The sequence below is a fragment of the Novosphingobium sp. BL-A-41-Hi4B-X5A genome, assembly GCF_055521705.1.
The window spans coordinates 1,650,174-1,666,714 of sequence record NZ_CM145500.1 but is presented as its reverse complement, the minus strand read 5'-3'; the positions used below and the strand labels follow the sequence as shown (position 1 = coordinate 1,666,714).

Genomic DNA, 16,541 nt, shown 5'->3' with positions numbered 1-16,541 from the left:
AAGAGGGAGGATACCATGAAGACTCAGTATCTACTGGGCTGCGCGATGACGCTTGCCCTTGTCACCCAGCCGGGCACCGCGTTTGCACAAGCGGCGCAGGATACGGCCAGCGCGTCAGAGGAAGCGAGCGAGGGCGTTGGCGAGATCATCGTCACGGCGCAGCGTCGCAAGGAAAAGCTCCAGGACGTCGCCGTCTCCGCAACCGCCTTCGATGCCAGTGCGCTGGCCGACAAGGCGGTGACCAATCTGGCAGACCTGCAGAATGCCAGCCCTGCGCTGTCCATTTCCGATGGTGGCATCACCCAGTCGATCAACATTCGCGGCATCGGCCTTGCCAGCAATTCGCCAAGCGTGACGGCAGGTGTCGCAACTTATGTCGACGGCCTGTTCCAGCCACCGATCGTGCAGGCCAACAGCTTCTACGACCTTGCCAGTGTCGAAGTGCTGCGCGGGCCGCAGGGGACGCTGGTCGGTTCCAACTCCACCGGCGGCGCAATCTTCATCAACACGCAGAACCCGCTGCTGGATGAAGGCCTTGGCGGCTATGCCGTGTTCGGTGCCGGCAATTACAACTCGGTCCAGTCCGAAGGTGCAGTGAACCTGCCGGTGTCCGATACCTTCGGCTTCCGCGCCGCAGGCTTCTATCGCAACCGCGACAGCTTCTACACCAGCGTCGGCCCCGTATCCAACCAGGCCGGCAGGCTGCGCGAAGGCGGTGGACGCCTGACCGCGATGTGGAAGCCCGGTTGGTTCCAGGCCGTCGCCAAGGTCTCGTTCAACGATCGTGATTCGGGCGGTTATGCCTATCGCCCGATCCTCGGTACGCCCTACGACGCGTTCCGCGTGGGCGATATCCGCACGATCAGCTTCGATACGCCTGTGGCAGAGCGGCAGAAGGCGTTCCAGGCCAGCCTCGAACTTCGCCAGGAACTGGCCAGCGGCATCACCCTGCGTTCGGTCACCGGCTATCAGCACAAGCGCATCAAGGCCCTGAACGACCTAGATGCCTCGGCGGGACCGGGCGGCATTGCCGAAGACTACTTCGCGGGCGAAAAGGTCTACACGCAGGAATTCAACATCATCTCGCCGACCGAGGGCCGGTTCGACTGGATTCTTGGCGGGTACTTCCAGCGCAACGACATTGCGATCCGCATCCTGCAGGACCAGCAGGGCTTCCGCACCGACATCATCGGCGGCAACCAGCGCACCACCACCGGCCTCTTCGCGCAGGGCAACTACGAGATCGTCCCTGGTCTCGAAGCCCAGCTTGGCGCGCGGTATTCCACCTACAAGGCCACTGGCGAGGGCGACGTGAAGATCGGCAGGGGCATCCCCGACTTCCCGCCAAACGGGCTTTCGGTTGCATCGCTGGCTGGCAGCCACAAGGACTCGCTGGCCACCGGCAAGTTCGCGCTCAACTGGAAGGTCGATGCCGACAACCTGCTCTATGCGCTCGTCGCACGCGGGTACAAGCCGGGCGGCTTCAACTCGCCCACCTCGAACTTCGATCCGGAGCGCGTGATCAGCTATGAAGCAGGGTGGAAATCCGCCTTCCTGCGCAACCGCATCCGCACCCAGGTCAGCGCCTTCTACAACAAGTACGCCAACTTCCAGTTCAACGTGGTCGAACCCACCACCGGCTTTGCCGGCGTCGAGAACATCTCGACCGTCGAGATCAAGGGTGTTGAGGCGCAGGTGCAAGGGCGCTTCGGCGGCTTCGGCTTCGATGCCAACGTGGCCTATGTGGACTCGGACCTGGCCAGCGTCACCTTCGTCAACACCCGGACGTTCGGCGGCGCAGCCCTTGGCCCTCAATGCGCGACCGGTGCGCCATCCAACCCCCCGGTCTGCTTTGACTACACGCCGTTCATCCAGACCACCGGCGGCGGCCCCAACCTCTATGCGCCGCGCTGGACATGGGGTGGCGGCGTAGATTACGAGATTCCGCTCGGCGGGGAGATGTCGCTGACGCCGCGGGTGAACTATGCCTATGTCGGTGAGCAGTTCACCTATATCGGCTATTCGCCGCTGTCGGACCGCCTCAACCCGCGCGGCCTGCTCTCGGCCATCGTCACGCTCAGGATAAACGACAGGCTGAAGCTCGAGGCCTGGGGCACGAACCTGACGAACAAGGACTATATCACCGGCCAGCTGAACTCGAACGAGTTCTACGGCGCACCGCGGGAGTACGGGGTCAAGCTGAACGTCACCTTCTGACGCGCAGAGGTCGGAGCGGAAGGACCGTTCCGGCCTCTCACAACCTGGCAAGAGACTGGCACACCTGCCGCACCAGATCGGCCTGTCTGCCAACGCCCGCCTTGGCCAGCGCGCTCTTGAGCTGCATGCGCGCGGTGCCCTCGGCAATGCCGCGATGCGATGCGTAGTCCTTGACCGTCATCCCCCCGACAAGGTGCGCGGTCAGGGTCGCTTCGGCCATCGTCAGCCCGAACAGGCTGGCCACTTCGGCTGCATCGATCCGGGGAGCCGTGCCGGGCGAGCACAGCGCCAGCAAGGCAAGGTTGCGTCCCCATTTGCGCTTGTCTGCCGCATCGCGGCGCAGCACGCGCAAGTGCAGGACTTCGGCTGGCTGCTCACCGGGCACGCGGCAGGTATCGCCCAGCGTTCCCGCAATCGCGGCGCGGACAACGCCGGTGGCTTCGCTCGCGCCAAACCGCAATCTGCCGCGCTCCTGGGTGACCTGTGGCAAGGCATCGATAAGCGCCTCGGCAGCAGCGTTCATCCAGTGGATGCCGAGATCCGTGTCGCAGGCGACCAGCGCCAGACTGGTGGAGTCCATGAAGGCCTCGGCAACCGAGAGGCGCGCCTCGTATCCTGCCATGCTCGTCACCAGTCTGGAGACCTGCCGGAAATGCGGCAGCAGCAGGTTGAGGAAGTGCAGGTCTTCCTCAGTCATGTCGCGCCCGTCGCCAGCGTGGCGATGAAAGATCAGCGTCGTATGTTCGCCCGGCACGGTCTTGCAGCCGAGCCAGAACCCTGCGCCAAGACCACAGCCCGCAAGGCCGCGCCTGAGAGCTTCCCGATCGCTTGCCGTCAGGGCAATGCTGCGCTGGTCGCTCTCGATCTCGTCCTGCCCGCGCGGTTCGGTGTCGCGGCGAAACCGCGGGTTGAGGGGCGAATTGGCCCAGGTGTCGTGCGTCTTGGCTTCCTGGGTAGACCAGGTGTCACGCAGACTGGTGACCGGCACCAGATCGTCCCCGTCGGTTATCAGCCGCTGGAATACCGCGCTTGCCACGCCCAGGCGCAATTTGATCGCGTCGAGGACCTCGGTCCAGCGAGCATCCTCGCCGACCGCGCCGTACATGGCCGCAACGAGATCGTTGTCGCTCACCCTCGGCTCGCACTCCTCTTCGCGCTGCCCATCGTTCTCCGTTTCAGGGCATGCCGTGGCTTTAACCGAGTTTGCGGTCCGGCGATACCGTTTCGGCTAAGTGGTCTGTCGCGCCATGCCGCTGCTGCGTCACGATGGCGCATCGGGCTGCCGCTCCGGCGCTGCAGACGCGAAGGCGGCAAGCTTCATGCATTCGCTCTCGATCGCGGCAATCCGCCCGAAGTCGAACCTTGCGCCAAAGCGGCGTGCATTGCCCAGTTGCGGCACCAGCACCACGTCGGCCAGCGTAAGCTGATCGCCAAAGCAGTAGGGACCATCGAAGTCCGCGATAAGCGCGGCAAAGGCATTCAGTCCGCTTTCGATAACCTCGGCTGCCCAGGCATTGGTCTCGCTTTCGTCCAGTCCACGCCGCCGCAGCATCTTGAGCACCTTCAGGTTCTGCACCGGGTGGATGTCGCAGGCGATGACTTGCGCCGCGGCGCGAACCTTGGCGCGCTCCAGCGGCGTTGCCGGCAGCAGCGGGGGCTGGGGATGCAGCTCGTCCAGATATTCGCAGATCGCAAGGCTCTGGGTGAGGACGTCGCTCCCGGTGACCAGCGCAGGCACGAACCCTTGCGGATTGAGCGCGACGTAGTCCGGCGCCTTCTGCTCGCCCGCCCGCAAGTCGTGCGCTACGCCCCGCCATTCGAGCCCCTTGAGGCCAAGCGCGATGCGTACGCGCCACGTCGCCGTAGAGCGCCAGAAACCATGCAGGATCAATGGGTCAGTCATGAGTCGTCCACCAGTCATGCCGGTGGTATCGCCCAAGACCAAGCTAGATGCCATCCCGGAGCCAACCACCCGGACGACCAGCAAAGGTCGACCGGTCTGGGTGTCCATCACTTTCTGGGAGGGCTTCGCGGCATTGCGCATGGTGGCGGAGACGGAGCCCGTCAAATCAATATCGCAAATGTTTGAAATCACGATGAAATTATACGCCGTCGCGGGCTGATACCATGCCTGATACCATGGATTTGAATTTTGCCCTCATTTGCTCCCCTCCACGAATTCGAACCCGATCGCCGATACCATGGTCGGGAAGCTCCGGATCGTCGCCTTCCATGTTGACCCGGACGACCAGGCCGAGGGTCGCGGCGGGAAGGTGAGAGCCCTTCACGCGCTCGATGATCGCCCGCACGTCGTATCCCCGGTCAATCTTGCTGCCGATCCACACCGCTCGGTCACGGCGCAGATACCCGACGCGAATGCCGCGCACGGTCACCAGAGCTACAGCCATGCGGTCGTGCGGATTGTCAGGTTCGCGCACCAGATGGATCACCTCGCCCGGCTCGCAGTTCCGCAGTTCGTCTTGGCGACTGGTGCCATCCTCGTTATCGAACCACTCTCCGCAAGCTGGCAAGCTGAAATCATTCCACCCCACCGGGCCCTCCATCAGAACGAAAGTGGAACAAAGCTGGCAGGAGTTGAGCGATTCGGGAAGGACCATTTTGGAGGCAGTTGGTGACAACGATTAGACGGCTGACTTTAGTCCACAGGGATGACAACGGTTCAGTTTCGCAGACCTCTGGACTCTGGCTGCGGTCACCCTAGTCGTTCGATTGGACATGGAGCGACGAGATGATTGCGGACGAACTGCGGCAATTGCGTGATGAGCGCGTGAAGTGGCACCAAGCCATCACCACGTTGGACAGTGAGCGCCAAGCCAATGCCCTGCTAACCGACCGAGTTGAAGCACTCGAAACCGCGCTGGCAGAGGTAGAGGGGCGGGTGAAGACCATCACGATTGCCCTGCATGACGCAATCCGCCGTCCGATGGGCCAAGTGCCGGAAAGTGCAGACCCGTTCTATTCCCCAGCAATGGCAGAGCAGGCAGAGGCGCGACGTGTTGCAAGGTCGCAGGCATTGTCAGAACTGGCCGCACTCGAAACAGGGGAGTGGAAGAAGTGAGGTGGAAGCTTATGCTTGGCGCGGGTTTCTACGGTGCAGCGATTGGATGGGAAGAGCCTCGCTATTACCGCTTCCACTGGATGGCTCGCTTGTATCTATGGATATGGACCACATTCAATCTCTTTCCCGGCGTTATCATAGGTAAGATCGAACAGGTTGCGCCATGACGGAAGACCAGATCAGAGCGAAGCTTGCCCGTCGCTTCAGACAAGAAGCGGCGATGCACTGGTGTCAGCGGAACGGCGTAACTCAGGCGCACTTGTCAGCCTTCATGCATGGTAAGAAGGCTCCACCACAAGATGTTTTGCGCGCCCTCGGGCTCCGCAAGCAGATCCAGTATGTGAAGGACAGGACATGAGCGAACCCCACCTAATCGTCGCTGGCATCTTGGTGGTGTTCTGGCTTGCCGCCTTCGGAACCGGCCTCGTTAAAACAAAGGAAGCCGAGGACTGGGAAGAAGTGGAAAATGAACTCCGCGCCCTCGCATCAGATCCTTTGCTGGATAGGCAGGTAGTTGAGGTCGCCCACAAGGCGTATCAACCGTGCTACACCGCCCCATGACCTACCCCGAATCCCGCACAGCCCCGGACTTCACATCAGCCCGGCACCATCTCCGCGCCGCGCTTGAAGCCCTCAGCACGGACCCCGACGACTACGACAGGGCAGCGGTCAACCTGATCTGGGAGGATGTGCTCGATGCAACCGAGCGCTTGGAGAAGATGATCGGGATCGACGCGACGCCGTAACGATCACCAGTGCTTCGCACCCTCATCGTCCCACATCGCCCAGGCCATGCCGTTGATGTAGCGGAAACGGTTCCAGCCTTCGCATCCTTCCGTCAGGCGGCAGCGACAGCGCCGGTTCCATAGGCTGTATGATCCGGAACCGACGCGCGCCCTGAGCAGTTCGAGATTCACGAAGTCCTTGCCGCTGCATTGCGTGCAACTGACCGTTACCTTGACCCCCTGCTCGATCAGTCCGTCGAGCGTCTTGGTTCATGCCGGAATGAGTGGCGCGTTCTTTCCCATAGGGGAACGGAAGCGGAACGGTCCTGATTCTGCAAGGTGGTTGCGCCGACCCGCGTCCTTGCATCCGGTGTCCCAAAACCACACAAATGCTGTTATGTCGCATTAATCCAATGCCTTGGCGGTGATCCACTCCTAGACCATGCCGTTGCAAAGGGGGCACTTATGGGGATTCGCTGCTTATTCGGCTTTCATCGGCCAACCGCTAACGCTGTGAAGCGGGACCTGTCGGGGTATCATTCGGTGTGTCGGTACTGCGGGAAGAGCATTTCCCGTAAGCGCGCCAAGAAGTGGGTTAGGGATAAACGCCCCGGGAATCGATAATGCTTCCAGCGCAAACGGCGTACGAACGTCAGCTTCGGCTGACTGAGCTAGCGGACATGTTGGAGCTGTGCCTCCGGGAGGCAGACAGTCTCAGATTGGATATGGTCGGAATCCACCTGAGCAATGCTGTCGACGCGATAAGACAAGAGCTCGACCAATCTGCTTCGTCGCCTGATCGATCAATTTGAGATGCGAAGCTGTCTGAAATAGCTTTCCGCTATAACGGCGATGGCGGTATTGTTTCTACATCACGGCAGGGCCCGAGTCGCCTGGTCGTGATGCCCTAGCCCTTGGATGATCCAACAGGGGCTAGGGCAGCTTATCGGAATATATTCCCAAGCCTGCAAGCATGGCGACCAGGATGCAGGCGAATCCCGCAAGCGTCAGGACCAGCACCCACTCTGCGGCGTTCCAATCGGGGGGTCCTCAGCCGTTCACGGGGAGTTGCAGGGTCAACAATGCCTTCCCGACGGCTGACCTAGATGTGGGTCTCAACAGCCTACTATGGCGTTCTTTCCCATTGATTAATCTAGGATTTAATCATCGCGTGATCGGTCACGCGAAACAAATTTGCGGCACAAGATCTCCGACAGGAGCCAGGCCACAGCCAAGCCGACAACAACGATCAGGATTACGGGCAGGAAAGGCATGTGATGCGTCCCGTTAGAAGCCGGGAGCGTGATAGTCTCTCAAGCACCAGCAGGCGAACTGGCTGGTGACGGGACTGGTGTAAACGAAAGTTGGGGCGGTGTCGAATCTGGTGGAAATGGGAGGGTTAGAGACCAACGGGAGCCTACGGAAGCTTGCCCTGCCTTTTAGCAAGCATAACCATCGGAACGTGCATGCCATGCTTGCAAGTGGGGAAGCAAGCATGTATATCGATCATACGTAGCAAGCATGAGGCCGGATCGAGATGAGCGACACACCGCAAAGCAAGGGTGGAACCGCCCGTGCACTGACGCTGACGAAAGAGCAGCGTCGTGAAATTGCCAAACGCGCTGCCCAGGTGCGATGGGCCAAGATTAATGACGCTGACGGCCTGCCTAAGGCAAGCCATCAAGGAAAGCTGCCGATCGGTGACGTCGAGATCGAGGTCTACAATTTGTTCGACAAGCGTCGGGTTATCGCGAAGGCCGCAATGGCCCGGGCCCTCACGCTCCAGTCAGAAGGCGGCAACGCATTTTTAAGGACAATGAGCCGCAAGGGGGTACGATCCGCGATCAGCGATTCTTTGTGGGATAAAATTCAAAATCCTATATTTTTCAAATACATAGATACCGATTCTGGTCCCGGAGGTGTGGCCGACGGTTATGAGGCGACGACACTCATTGAAGTGTGTGACGCCCTAATCCAAGCCCGGAATGATGGCTCACTCGCCCCTTCGCAGGCATTCTTGGCCGTTCAAGCCGAGATCATCATGCGATCGTCAGCGAAGATGGGCATCATCTACTTGGTCGATACCGCAACTGGGTACATCGAGGATGCGAAGCGAGAAGATTATCTTAAGCAATGGAATCAGTTTATCCGAACTGAATTCCGTGCATGGGAAAAAGAATTCCCAAACCAGTTCGCGGACATGATTTACAAGATTTATGGACTGAAGAGAAAGAATCCTAACTCTTTCAAACACCCGCAATTCTTCGGTTGGTTTACCAGAAAGTACATCTACCATCCCTTGGCAAACAGCAAAGGGGCGATTCTTGAACTTCTCGATGAAGCGAACCCTGTCGTGTATGCTGGCGGAGGCCGGAAATATAAGCTGCACCAGTTCCTCACGAATGAGGTCGGCGTCGATGCGCTACGCCAGCATCTCTGGCAAACGATCGGCATCGGTAATGCCTCGCGCGATAAAACTGACTTCGAGCGCTCGTTCTATCGCGCATTCCCAGAGGCTATCCCAAAGTCGAACGCAGCCCAAACCGACTTTTTCGACCTGCTGAATAAGTGATCGAGGCTATCAATCCTAATCTCAGGCAAGATCCGCTTGCCACCAAGACCGGCCTATGAGACGATCACATCGTTGGGCGCTTCCGAGCGCGACGGCGGGCTCATGAAAGGCCCGCCGTTTCCATTTCAGGTCTTCCTCAGTCCACCGCCTCAGCCCAAGCCCTGACGCCCGCAACCTTGGCAAAGCAATCCCCCCACGCCGAACGCAGCGCCAGGATGTAGTCCAGCGTCATAGCATCGCGCCGCGCCTGCTCATCTCGCCCCGGCAGATCGGGCGCCACAGGCTCGTCGGCGCAGACAAGCAGATCAGCGGGAGGCTTCGCGATCGCGGGCCTTTCCTGCGCGCAGCTGGCGCAGGCCATCGCCAAGGGGATCAGTGCCAGCATTGGCGGCTTCGCGCGCATCTTCGTTCTCCTGAGCGATTGTGGAAGCCTTCGACGCCGCGACCATGCCGGCGGCATCATCGGCGCGGGCATCGGCCTCGTGCGCAACAATGGCGCTGGCTTGGCGGTCGTCCTGCACCGCGCCGTCGACATAGCGGTCGAGGGCCCACCACAGCAGCGCGGCGGCGGCGATGATCGCGATGGGGACGCGCAGACGCCAGAGGGTGGTGAGGGCGGTCATTCGCCTGTCTCCTGCGCCTTGGCCGTCTCGCCGGGCTGCAAGATCACGTCTGGTTCTGGGGATGAACCGCTCGCGTTCGCCGCAGCCGTAATTGCCTCGAAGGCCTTGGCCGTGTTGTCCGCCTTCTTCTCATCGCCCTTGTTCGCGGTGAAGTGGAAAGCGAGGATCATATTGACGATCGCGGTGCCGATCACGAGCGTGAGCAGCGTCTTGAACAACTCGACGCCCCAGAGTTCGCGGTGAACCTCCGCCATCTTGAGCATCGAGGCGGCGAGGGTGAACGTGGCGATCGTCACCCATCCGCGTTCTGTCGGCCAGCGCTTGTCGACCCATGCCCAGAACGTCATTGGCACATGCTCCTGCAGGAAGCGGCAGCAATGATCAGCGCGGCGATCGCGCAGATCTCAAGCACCGCCCGAGCCCACAGCCGCGCGCTCATGACAGCAGCGCCTTGATCCGGGCGACATACACCCGACGCTCTGCAATGCCGTTCGTGCCGCCGTTGATCCGCCGCGTGATCGTGTCCTCAAGGCCCTGGTCGGCCAGAGCATTGAGCCCGCGCGACTGCCAGTACCGGCAGGCGGTCAGGACCGCGATGTCGGGACGCTCGGCAAGTTCCGGGTTCGTCTCCAAGGGTTGCCCGATGCTGGCGCCGATCTCGCGATAGTTGGCCCGGCCGGTAAGCTGGAAGATGCCGCGCCCTCGATACCTATAGCCATCACCGGCTTGTGTATTGCCCAGGTCTGTGCGCCCTTCGTACCCCCTCTGCGCCTTCGTCGCCCCCCAGAGTTCGCGAAGAAGGCGAAAGCCACCGGTCTCGTGCGCTGCTTGCCCCAAGAAGTTTGCCAGTCGCGCCGCCGTCTCGGTGATGCCATGTGCAGGGGCATGCACGGCCATGGCTGCACCCAGCGGTTCGAGCGGCGTCATCGCGCGCTGGGCGATGAAGGCAAGCAGGGCGGTATGCGTCCGCTTGCCAGCGATGCCGTCGACGGCACCGACGTCGTAGCCCTTGGCGATCAGGCGGGTCTGTGTCTTGCGCCAGTTGATCACTGCCCGCCTCCCTGTCTGTGATACCCCTCAAGCGTCGTCACCCGGCGCTCAAGATCGTCGACGCGAACGTCCTTCACAGCGCCGCTGGCGATACGCTCATCGAGCCGTGCCAGCGTGAGCTGCATCTGGTTGACAGTGCTGACCAGCCAGAGCACGGCCGAGACCAGCAGTGTGACGCCGACGCCGACGACGCCTTTCTGAAAATTGGTGAAGCCGCTGTCCCTGCGGATTTCGGGGTGCTCAGCGGCAAACTCGATCACGGCAGCCTTGGCGACCTGCTCGGCGATGATGCGGGTCTGGGCTGCGTTGCCGGTGCTATCGGGCATCACTGATAAGCACCAGCGTGCTGCGTCCCTGTCCCGCGAGCATTGCCCGCGAGGTCGTATTTCATCACAGGTATGGAAAGCAGGTTCTTGGCAGGCGAGCCGGACTGAAGCGTATACGTACCGCCGCCCGCACCCGCGACATAAGAAGCTGCTGGCTTGGTCACGCTCTGGTTACTAGTGAATAGCGGATCACCGCCCGCGATGACCGAACCGATACCGGGATAAGCCTGCCCGAACGATGCCGAGCCAGCGTTGGCGTTAACGTCCTTGGTGAAGGTTCCTTCACAGCCTACGCCATGTTCGAACGGGAAATGCCCGATGCGCGTGCCATCTTGGATCAAGCTGTAATCGTCGCCCTTCACGTTCAGCGAAGGAACCAGATTGCCCTTGAACGAAATCAGCTTGTGCGTGCGGGCTACGGTCGGATGCTCGTCATAGCTGATGTTCACACGCCCTGCATCGTTGGTTCCGGTCAGCGTGTTGTGGTGGATCACCGCGTTGACGATGTTGCCGAAGTCGCTATCCCCAGCCACACGCATTGACGAATTGCCAACGGTGCCAAGCAGTTCGACAAGGTTCTGCACCATGGCAAAGCCGCCAAGGTTCTGGCCGCTATTCCCCGCTACAGCCCCGGCGAACACCAGTGGCCCGGTCGATGATGCCGATGGGTTGAGGAACTTGTTGTTGAACCAGATCGTGCCGGTGGTCTGCGCGTTGGTGAAGGAAGGCCCAGCAATCGCAGTAAGGTTGCACCCGACCGTCAGCCAAGCCTCATAGCCGCCGTTGCTAAAACTTCCGGTCACGCCGCGAAGCATGCGGACCTGCGTATCTGTAATCAGGCCCAGCGCCGTTGATGGCGGATTGGAGACAGCGACACCCGCAAAGCGCAGATGCGAACTTGACCGCAGCGTGGTAGCGAAGGAGCCATAATTCAGGTTGCAGTTCCAGAACTGCACGTCGAGACCGCGCGTTGCCTCGCCTTGGATCAGGAACGCTCCACCGAGAACCACGGATACATCATTGAAGATGATCGAGCCTTCGGTAAGCGTGCCACCGGTATCGCTGAAGCCGGGGCGGAATGTCGCAGCGAGGGTGACGATTGCAGAGGCACGCGCCGTTCCGGGCGCGCGCTCGATAACAACCCCTGCCACGTCCTGCCGCAGCGGGAAAAACGCGCCATTGGGCGTCCCGCAGGTCACGCTGTCAACGATGCGGATGCGCAGGCCATCAAGCGAACCCGTCGTCGTCGTGCCAAGAGCCGTGCGGGCGCGAAGCAACGCGCCGCCCACGGTCAGGCAGGGCGTTGCCGCTGCCGTTGCCGGTGTGGTCGAAACAACGCCGGTCGTGTCATTGCCAGTTGAAGCGACATAGACGTAATTGACCGTCGAGCCCTTGCGGAAGTAGCGGCGCGAAAACTCACGGAACGCGCTCTGATCCTCGCTTTTCAGGACAGACGCCGCCGCGCCGATCCACGGGTAGACCTCCGCCTCAAGCCAGAATGCCCCGTCAGCCAGCGCGGAGATATCCAGATCGTTCTGGAAAACCTCAACCGGATTGGCATCCTCAACGTAAGTCGAGATCGACGTTGCCGATACCGTCTGCCACGCCGTTGCCGTGGTGCCGTTGTTGGCGCGGACCCGGACACAGGCCACCTGTTGCCCAACGTTGCCAGACCCCCAATTCCGCGCGTCACGATGGAATGCAACGATCTCCCAATGCACCGACGAGGCAACCAGCAAGCGTGACGGCATGACCCAGTTCGCTACCGGCTTGGGACTGGTTTCCGTGGACTGGTTAATCAGGCCGAGAACGCAGTCGGTCGAATAGACGAAATCGGACAGCGTTTCTTCGTTCGTCGTGAAGCTGGCCTGATTTGGGTAGACCTGCCGCACTCGCTTGGTTCGATACAGGGTATCGACCCAGAACACCGGGACGGCGCTGGTATTGTAACCCTGCCGGATCACCTTGACCGCGCCAAGCGAAACATCAGACGGCGCGCTGTTCGTAATGCGCCAACCGTTGGATTGGATCACAGAGGCGGTTGACGGCGGGTTAGACGTGACCTGAGACAGCACCGAAAACAGGTTAGTTACCGATGCGCTACCCGCAGTTGAGGCATATCCCTGCGCTTCATCCGCTGCCAGCGCGGCTTCATCGGCCTCCGCAGTCGCCAGCGCAACCTGATCCGCACCTTGCTTGACAGCATCATCAGCCTGCCGTGTCCACACGACCGGCCCGAGCGCGGTAACTTGGTAAACCCCATCGCCCACAATCGTGGTGCGATCACCCACCGCCAGTGCATCGTTCGCATAGGCGTTCAGCGCCGTGGTGTCGGCAAAGGGATTGCTGGCGAGGTAGGCGGAAAGGTCGGCCCGCGCCGCCTTGGTCGTGGCAGCCGCCGCCGCCCGCTGTGCCGCGCGGGTGTTTTCACCCACGCCGATCTGCAGCGTCTGTCCGCCGAACTGGATAGTGGTCATCGGCTCAAACCTTTCCGGTCAGGGGGAATGCAGCGCCGAACAGCAGCTCTTTCGAACCGCCCGATGGCGTCATGTAGAAGGCGATCGGCAGGTATTCCACGCCATCGCCGTCGGTGTCGGTCGGCAGAATGCCGGTGCTGTTGCTGCCGGTTCCTGCCGCAAGGCTGACGGTCCAGTTCGTCACGTCGTCGCCAGCGTCATAAACCAGCGAGCCGACCGTGATTGTTACCAGCGGGCTTGCCGCATCAGGCGCGGCGCTGATCGATCCTTCCAGCGTCGCGCCCGTCCAGTCGCCGCCGATCTCAATATCGTGCTCCCATTTCAGCCCGCGCGTGGCCAGCGGCAGTGTGATTGCGGACCCGCCTTTGTATCCGGCTGCAAGCGTCTGCAGCCAGGTGTCGAATGTGGTGCTCATGATTGCTCCTACTTGGCCACCCAGCCTGTGCTGCCGGTGCCGGACTCCTTGATGTAAAAGCTTGTGCCTGCGCCCCCATCGGCACGCAGAAACATCGATCCGACCGGTGCGGAAACTGTGCTTTCAGGCGTCCCGGTGCCCGCCAGGACAAGGGGGCCACCAGTCCCGCCAAGTCGCACGCCTTCCGCAAATTGGTGCCTTGCGGACCACTCCAACGCGGCAGCGGCATCGATCTCGACAGTGATGGTATTGGCCCCATCATTAACCGTAATCGTGATCCCGTCGCCTTCGGTCAGCGCTGTGCCAATGATGTCGCGCACCGTCTCGGCATTGGTCCCGTTGAAGTAGCCCAGCGCACTCCATGCGGTCGAACCGTCGCCAATCTTGAAGGCCCCGGTATCGGTTTCCAGCCCCGGTTCGCCTTGCAGCAACACCGGGTCTTCTGTGGTCCAGTTCGCCGCCGTGTCGCGCCGCCATTGGAAGCGGACCGAAACCGTCGTCATACAATCACCGCCGCGCCACCGTCATAGATCACGTCGGTATCGCTGACGGCCCCTACTACCGCTGCCGTCTCGTCACGATCCTGCCCGCTTTGCACCGTGCCGATGGCCGCAGGGGGAACGCCCACTGTTGCCAGCGCCGCCGCGTGCTTGGCGTCGTTCTCCTGCCGGAAGGTCAAGGTTACCTCGAAGGTCTGCGGGTTCACCTGCCGGTCGATGACCACTGCCGTCTCTCCGGTGAAGCCAAGGCTGGGGATGTCGAGCGCATAGGCTTCCCCCGGCCTTGCCATGCGCCACTGCGGCAACAGGGGCAGCACGATAGGCTGCTGCTCGCGGCTGTCCTCGATGACATAGCGGGCGAGCTGCGCCGCCTGGTCAACGTCCTTCACGAGATTGAACGGATACTCCTGCAGCCGCTTTTCACCGTCGGCAGTGACATAGGCCGCCACCTTCACTTCGCCCGCGCTCATCTGTTGCCAGTTGCTGTCGGGGTCGGTGTATTTCGGGATGATCGCGTTGTAGCGGTCGGTATAGCCACGGCCCGCAACCTTCGAATATCTGCCTTCGCCAAGGTCTGCCTCGGTGATCGTGCCAAGCGTCACGCGCGGACGGTTCCAATCAAAGCTGATCTTCCCGCCCGAGAACACCGGCTTGCCACCGCCCGCCGTGCAGATTTCCTTCAGGTTCGCCCAGCGGTCAGCCGGTTCGAAGATGCGCCCGAAGATCGTCCAGCTATTGGCCTCGCAATCGTTCGCCCATGCCGCCACTGCCGTCCAGTCAACGCCAGCGTCAGGCATGCCGATGCCCATAACCTTCACGCCGTTCTGATAGCGGCCATAGGCATAGGTGCCGGCATGCAGCGCGGGGTTCTCGCTCCATGCCCAAGTGTCCTCATCGTCCACCCGGTGCGTGCCCGAACCGCCATCGCGTGTGCTGTCGAGACGCGGGTCATAGACCTTGGACCACTGGCCATAGGCCTGCAGTTGCGGAAGGCCCGAGGCAAAGCGCTTGCCCTTCTTGTCGAAGTGCAGGTTCCACCCGATCGCCGCGCAGCCCGAAAGCTTGCTGGCAGTCGTCCAATCCGGTGCCCCTGGCCACGCCACCGGCATCAGGGCCGATGATTCAGGGCACGCCCCTACCTGCGTGTACTGATCGAGATAGCCCGAATACCACGAACTCACCGGCTCGAAGTCGGTATAGGCCGCGATGCTTGCCGCTGTGACGCCCGAATAGACCATGACGATCCAGCGGAACGGGTTGGGCACGTCGTCCTCATAGCCATAGGCGCGGTCATAGCGCACGACGCCACCGATCAGCCCTTCGCCCATCACGTAAGGTCTGGGTGGTTCGGTATCGACCAGCACTTGCGTCGGAGATCCACGAACCGGCGGCGGCTTGGTCAGCAGCTGCGCGCCGATCGTCGCCACAGCCGCCACAGCCGTTGCAATCGCGGCAACCAGCGGGTTGCCCAGCACAGTCGCCACCACGGCAACCACCCCGGCAATTTTGGCGACGACGCGCAGAACCTTTGCCATCAGGCCCTCCACGCCCCAAGCAGATCATCGAGCGATGCTTCCATCTCGATCATCCCCCCGGCCCAGTCTTGGTGCCATCCCAGCAACTTGCCGGTGCCTGCGTTGATCACGATGCTGTCCATCACTTCGTCACCCGGCAGCACGGCCAGATCGCCAATGCGCATGAACGCCGGGGCAATCCGTTCCAGCGAACCTTGCGCATCGAGCATGTCTGCCACGTTCGCCCAGCCTCGTTCACGCAGCGCGCGGGTTGCCCCGATCACGCCCCGGATGCGCGGCAATTCGGGAACCTTGTGGCCCATCTTGCGCAGGTGGAACCGCGCCATGTGAACGCAGGTTACCGCCTTCTTCCAGTCGAACGGCTTGGCGCGATACTTGTTGAGCGTGGCCTGCGTGGCTTGCTGCCTGCGGATCAGGTCAGGCACCATCACATGTTCACCCATTGGCGGTTCCATGCCGGGCCGCTGGTCGAGATATATCCCTGCCCGGCGCTCTCCGCGCCCCAGCTGACGGTGATCGAAAGCCCGTTGGCGGCGTCCATTCCCGTCTCGCCCGGCCAGACCGACTTGTGGAATGCCTCCGACAGGCTGTTGCCCTCGTTGCGGCTGAACAGGCGTTCCGCAAACGAAACCACCGTCGCGCCAAGGTCCCGGCTATCGCGCGAAACGCCAAGCTCGATCTGGTCGAGCTGGCCAAGAAACATCACCGTCGGCGTGCCCACGACAGAACCGGTCGCAGGATTGTATTCGGCAATCCACACCGTCACCTGCGAGGTCTGGTAACCCGGCGATGCCAGGTCATCGGCCAGCGAACTTTCCGGCGGGGCAAAGGTCAATTCGAACGCGGGCACTTCCTCGCCCACGCCTTCGTTCACTTCGCTGAAACTGGCGATCGTGCCGAACAGCGTGTCCTTCGCGGTGAACGTCTCTGCCCCCCACTTGATCAGCCCGCCGTCAGACAGGCGGATTGTTGCGGAAGGCAGTTCGATCTTGAGCAGGCCGGTGAGCGCAACGGATTGCATG

20 protein-coding genes are annotated in these 16,541 nt (G+C 61.5%); 5 read left to right on the top strand and 15 right to left on the bottom strand.

Annotated features, from left to right (window positions below; genetic code table 11):
* The first annotated feature begins 15 nt into the window (after window positions 1–15).
* On the top strand, window positions 16–2,217 hold the full coding sequence (locus ACZ1JY_RS07995) for a TonB-dependent receptor (protein ID WP_465128939.1): 2,202 nt from the start codon (window positions 16–18) through the stop codon (window positions 2,215–2,217).
* Window positions 2,218–2,254: 37 nt separating this feature from the next.
* On the opposite strand, the gene ACZ1JY_RS07990 is transcribed toward ACZ1JY_RS07995, so the two are convergent.
* The 3 genes from ACZ1JY_RS07990 to ACZ1JY_RS07980 all read right to left on the bottom strand — a co-directional run bounded on the left by ACZ1JY_RS07990 (window position 2,255) and on the right by ACZ1JY_RS07980 (window position 4,835).
* On the bottom strand, window positions 2,255–3,349 hold the full coding sequence (locus tag ACZ1JY_RS07990; RefSeq protein ID WP_465128938.1) for a helix-turn-helix transcriptional regulator: 1,095 nt from the start codon (window positions 3,347–3,349) through the stop codon (window positions 2,255–2,257).
* 129 nt (window positions 3,350–3,478) lie between these two features.
* Window positions 3,479–4,120 carry a maleylacetoacetate isomerase gene (gene maiA, locus ACZ1JY_RS07985; RefSeq protein ID WP_465128937.1) on the bottom strand — a complete coding sequence of 214 codons (642 nt, stop codon included), beginning with the start codon at window positions 4,118–4,120 and terminating at the stop codon, window positions 3,479–3,481.
* Window positions 4,121–4,319: 199 nt separating this feature from the next.
* Window positions 4,320–4,835: an HIRAN domain-containing protein gene (locus ACZ1JY_RS07980; RefSeq protein ID WP_465128936.1), complete on the bottom strand. Its 516-nt coding sequence runs from the start codon at window positions 4,833–4,835 to the stop codon at window positions 4,320–4,322.
* A 131-nt stretch (window positions 4,836–4,966) separates the two neighbouring features.
* Between ACZ1JY_RS07980 and ACZ1JY_RS07975 the strand changes: the two genes are divergently transcribed.
* From ACZ1JY_RS07975 to ACZ1JY_RS07965, 3 genes are all read left to right on the top strand, one after another.
* Window positions 4,967–5,296 carry a hypothetical protein gene (locus ACZ1JY_RS07975; RefSeq protein ID WP_465128935.1) on the top strand — a complete coding sequence of 110 codons (330 nt, stop codon included), beginning with the start codon at window positions 4,967–4,969 and terminating at the stop codon, window positions 5,294–5,296.
* Between the two features lie 354 nt (window positions 5,297–5,650).
* Window positions 5,651–5,857 carry a hypothetical protein gene (locus ACZ1JY_RS07970; RefSeq protein WP_465128934.1) on the top strand — a complete coding sequence of 69 codons (207 nt, stop codon included), beginning with the start codon at window positions 5,651–5,653 and terminating at the stop codon, window positions 5,855–5,857.
* Complete coding sequence (locus ACZ1JY_RS07965; protein WP_465128933.1) at window positions 5,854–6,042, top strand: hypothetical protein; 189 nt, start codon at window positions 5,854–5,856, stop codon at window positions 6,040–6,042. Before ACZ1JY_RS07970 ends, ACZ1JY_RS07965 begins: the two co-directional genes overlap by 4 nt.
* Before the next feature lie 3 nt (window positions 6,043–6,045).
* Here ACZ1JY_RS07965 and ACZ1JY_RS07960 read toward each other — a convergent pair whose 3' ends face one another.
* Window positions 6,046–6,213 (bottom strand): hypothetical protein, encoded by a 168-nt coding sequence (locus tag ACZ1JY_RS07960; RefSeq protein WP_465128932.1) that lies wholly within the window; start codon window positions 6,211–6,213, stop codon window positions 6,046–6,048.
* Between the two features lie 1,345 nt (window positions 6,214–7,558).
* On the opposite strand from ACZ1JY_RS07960, the gene ACZ1JY_RS07955 reads away from it, so the two are divergent.
* The gene (locus ACZ1JY_RS07955) at window positions 7,559–8,593 is read left to right on the top strand and encodes a P63C domain-containing protein (RefSeq protein ID WP_465128931.1); all 1,035 of its coding nucleotides are present in this window, start codon (window positions 7,559–7,561) and stop codon (window positions 8,591–8,593) included.
* A gap of 136 nt (window positions 8,594–8,729) precedes the next feature.
* On the opposite strand, the gene ACZ1JY_RS07950 is transcribed toward ACZ1JY_RS07955, so the two are convergent.
* The 11 genes from ACZ1JY_RS07950 to ACZ1JY_RS07900 all read right to left on the bottom strand — a co-directional run bounded on the left by ACZ1JY_RS07950 (window position 8,730) and on the right by ACZ1JY_RS07900 (window position 16,540).
* Window positions 8,730–8,873 carry a hypothetical protein gene (locus ACZ1JY_RS07950; RefSeq protein ID WP_465128930.1) on the bottom strand — a complete coding sequence of 48 codons (144 nt, stop codon included), beginning with the start codon at window positions 8,871–8,873 and terminating at the stop codon, window positions 8,730–8,732.
* A gap of 25 nt (window positions 8,874–8,898) precedes the next feature.
* A complete protein-coding gene (locus ACZ1JY_RS07945) occupies window positions 8,899–9,216 on the bottom strand; it encodes a hypothetical protein (RefSeq protein ID WP_465128929.1) in 318 nt (105 codons plus the stop codon).
* Complete coding sequence (locus ACZ1JY_RS07940; protein WP_465128928.1) at window positions 9,213–9,563, bottom strand: hypothetical protein; 351 nt, start codon at window positions 9,561–9,563, stop codon at window positions 9,213–9,215. The genes ACZ1JY_RS07945 and ACZ1JY_RS07940 overlap by 4 nt, the downstream gene beginning before the upstream one ends.
* Window positions 9,564–9,651: 88 nt before the next feature.
* Window positions 9,652–10,266 (bottom strand): glycoside hydrolase family 19 protein, encoded by a 615-nt coding sequence (locus ACZ1JY_RS07935; protein ID WP_465128927.1) that lies wholly within the window; start codon window positions 10,264–10,266, stop codon window positions 9,652–9,654.
* Window positions 10,263–10,592, bottom strand: coding sequence for a hypothetical protein (locus ACZ1JY_RS07930; protein ID WP_465128926.1), 330 nt, complete (start codon window positions 10,590–10,592; stop codon window positions 10,263–10,265). The genes ACZ1JY_RS07935 and ACZ1JY_RS07930 overlap by 4 nt, the downstream gene beginning before the upstream one ends.
* Window positions 10,592–13,069, bottom strand: coding sequence for a hypothetical protein (locus ACZ1JY_RS07925; protein WP_465128925.1), 2,478 nt, complete (start codon window positions 13,067–13,069; stop codon window positions 10,592–10,594). Before ACZ1JY_RS07925 ends, ACZ1JY_RS07930 begins: the two co-directional genes overlap by 1 nt.
* Window positions 13,070–13,073: 4 nt before the next feature.
* Window positions 13,074–13,484, bottom strand: a complete 411-nt coding sequence (locus ACZ1JY_RS07920) for a hypothetical protein (protein ID WP_465128924.1) — start codon at window positions 13,482–13,484, stop codon at window positions 13,074–13,076.
* An 8-nt stretch (window positions 13,485–13,492) separates the two neighbouring features.
* Window positions 13,493–13,987 carry a hyaluronate lyase N-terminal domain-containing protein gene (locus ACZ1JY_RS07915; RefSeq protein WP_465128923.1) on the bottom strand — a complete coding sequence of 165 codons (495 nt, stop codon included), beginning with the start codon at window positions 13,985–13,987 and terminating at the stop codon, window positions 13,493–13,495.
* Complete coding sequence (locus tag ACZ1JY_RS07910; RefSeq protein ID WP_465128922.1) at window positions 13,984–15,519, bottom strand: phage tail protein; 1,536 nt, start codon at window positions 15,517–15,519, stop codon at window positions 13,984–13,986. The genes ACZ1JY_RS07915 and ACZ1JY_RS07910 overlap by 4 nt, the downstream gene beginning before the upstream one ends.
* Window positions 15,519–15,962, bottom strand: coding sequence for a DUF6950 family protein (locus ACZ1JY_RS07905; protein ID WP_465128921.1), 444 nt, complete (start codon window positions 15,960–15,962; stop codon window positions 15,519–15,521). The genes ACZ1JY_RS07910 and ACZ1JY_RS07905 overlap by 1 nt, the downstream gene beginning before the upstream one ends.
* Window positions 15,947–16,540: a hypothetical protein gene (locus ACZ1JY_RS07900; protein ID WP_465128920.1), complete on the bottom strand. Its 594-nt coding sequence runs from the start codon at window positions 16,538–16,540 to the stop codon at window positions 15,947–15,949. The genes ACZ1JY_RS07905 and ACZ1JY_RS07900 overlap by 16 nt, the downstream gene beginning before the upstream one ends.
* Window position 16,541: the final 1 nt, after the last annotated feature.

Coding starts and splice junctions, on each gene's coding strand:
- ACZ1JY_RS07995 (WP_465128939.1), top strand. CDS start 16: ATGAAGACTCAGTATCTACTGGGCTGCGCGATGACGCTTGCCCTTGTC.
- maiA (WP_465128937.1), bottom strand. CDS start 4,120: ATGACTGACCCATTGATCCTGCATGGTTTCTGGCGCTCTACGGCGACG.
- ACZ1JY_RS07980 (WP_465128936.1), bottom strand. CDS start 4,835: ATGGTCCTTCCCGAATCGCTCAACTCCTGCCAGCTTTGTTCCACTTTC.
- ACZ1JY_RS07975 (WP_465128935.1), top strand. CDS start 4,967: ATGATTGCGGACGAACTGCGGCAATTGCGTGATGAGCGCGTGAAGTGG.
- ACZ1JY_RS07970 (WP_465128934.1), top strand. CDS start 5,651: ATGAGCGAACCCCACCTAATCGTCGCTGGCATCTTGGTGGTGTTCTGG.
- ACZ1JY_RS07965 (WP_465128933.1), top strand. CDS start 5,854: ATGACCTACCCCGAATCCCGCACAGCCCCGGACTTCACATCAGCCCGG.
- ACZ1JY_RS07955 (WP_465128931.1), top strand. CDS start 7,559: ATGAGCGACACACCGCAAAGCAAGGGTGGAACCGCCCGTGCACTGACG.
- ACZ1JY_RS07945 (WP_465128929.1), bottom strand. CDS start 9,216: ATGACCGCCCTCACCACCCTCTGGCGTCTGCGCGTCCCCATCGCGATC.
- ACZ1JY_RS07940 (WP_465128928.1), bottom strand. CDS start 9,563: ATGACGTTCTGGGCATGGGTCGACAAGCGCTGGCCGACAGAACGCGGA.
- ACZ1JY_RS07930 (WP_465128926.1), bottom strand. CDS start 10,592: ATGCCCGATAGCACCGGCAACGCAGCCCAGACCCGCATCATCGCCGAG.
- ACZ1JY_RS07925 (WP_465128925.1), bottom strand. CDS start 13,069: ATGACCACTATCCAGTTCGGCGGACAGACGCTGCAGATCGGCGTGGGT.
- ACZ1JY_RS07920 (WP_465128924.1), bottom strand. CDS start 13,484: ATGAGCACCACATTCGACACCTGGCTGCAGACGCTTGCAGCCGGATAC.
- ACZ1JY_RS07915 (WP_465128923.1), bottom strand. CDS start 13,987: ATGACGACGGTTTCGGTCCGCTTCCAATGGCGGCGCGACACGGCGGCG.
- ACZ1JY_RS07910 (WP_465128922.1), bottom strand. CDS start 15,519: ATGGCAAAGGTTCTGCGCGTCGTCGCCAAAATTGCCGGGGTGGTTGCC.
- ACZ1JY_RS07905 (WP_465128921.1), bottom strand. CDS start 15,962: ATGGGTGAACATGTGATGGTGCCTGACCTGATCCGCAGGCAGCAAGCC.
- ACZ1JY_RS07900 (WP_465128920.1), bottom strand. CDS start 16,540: ATGCAATCCGTTGCGCTCACCGGCCTGCTCAAGATCGAACTGCCTTCC.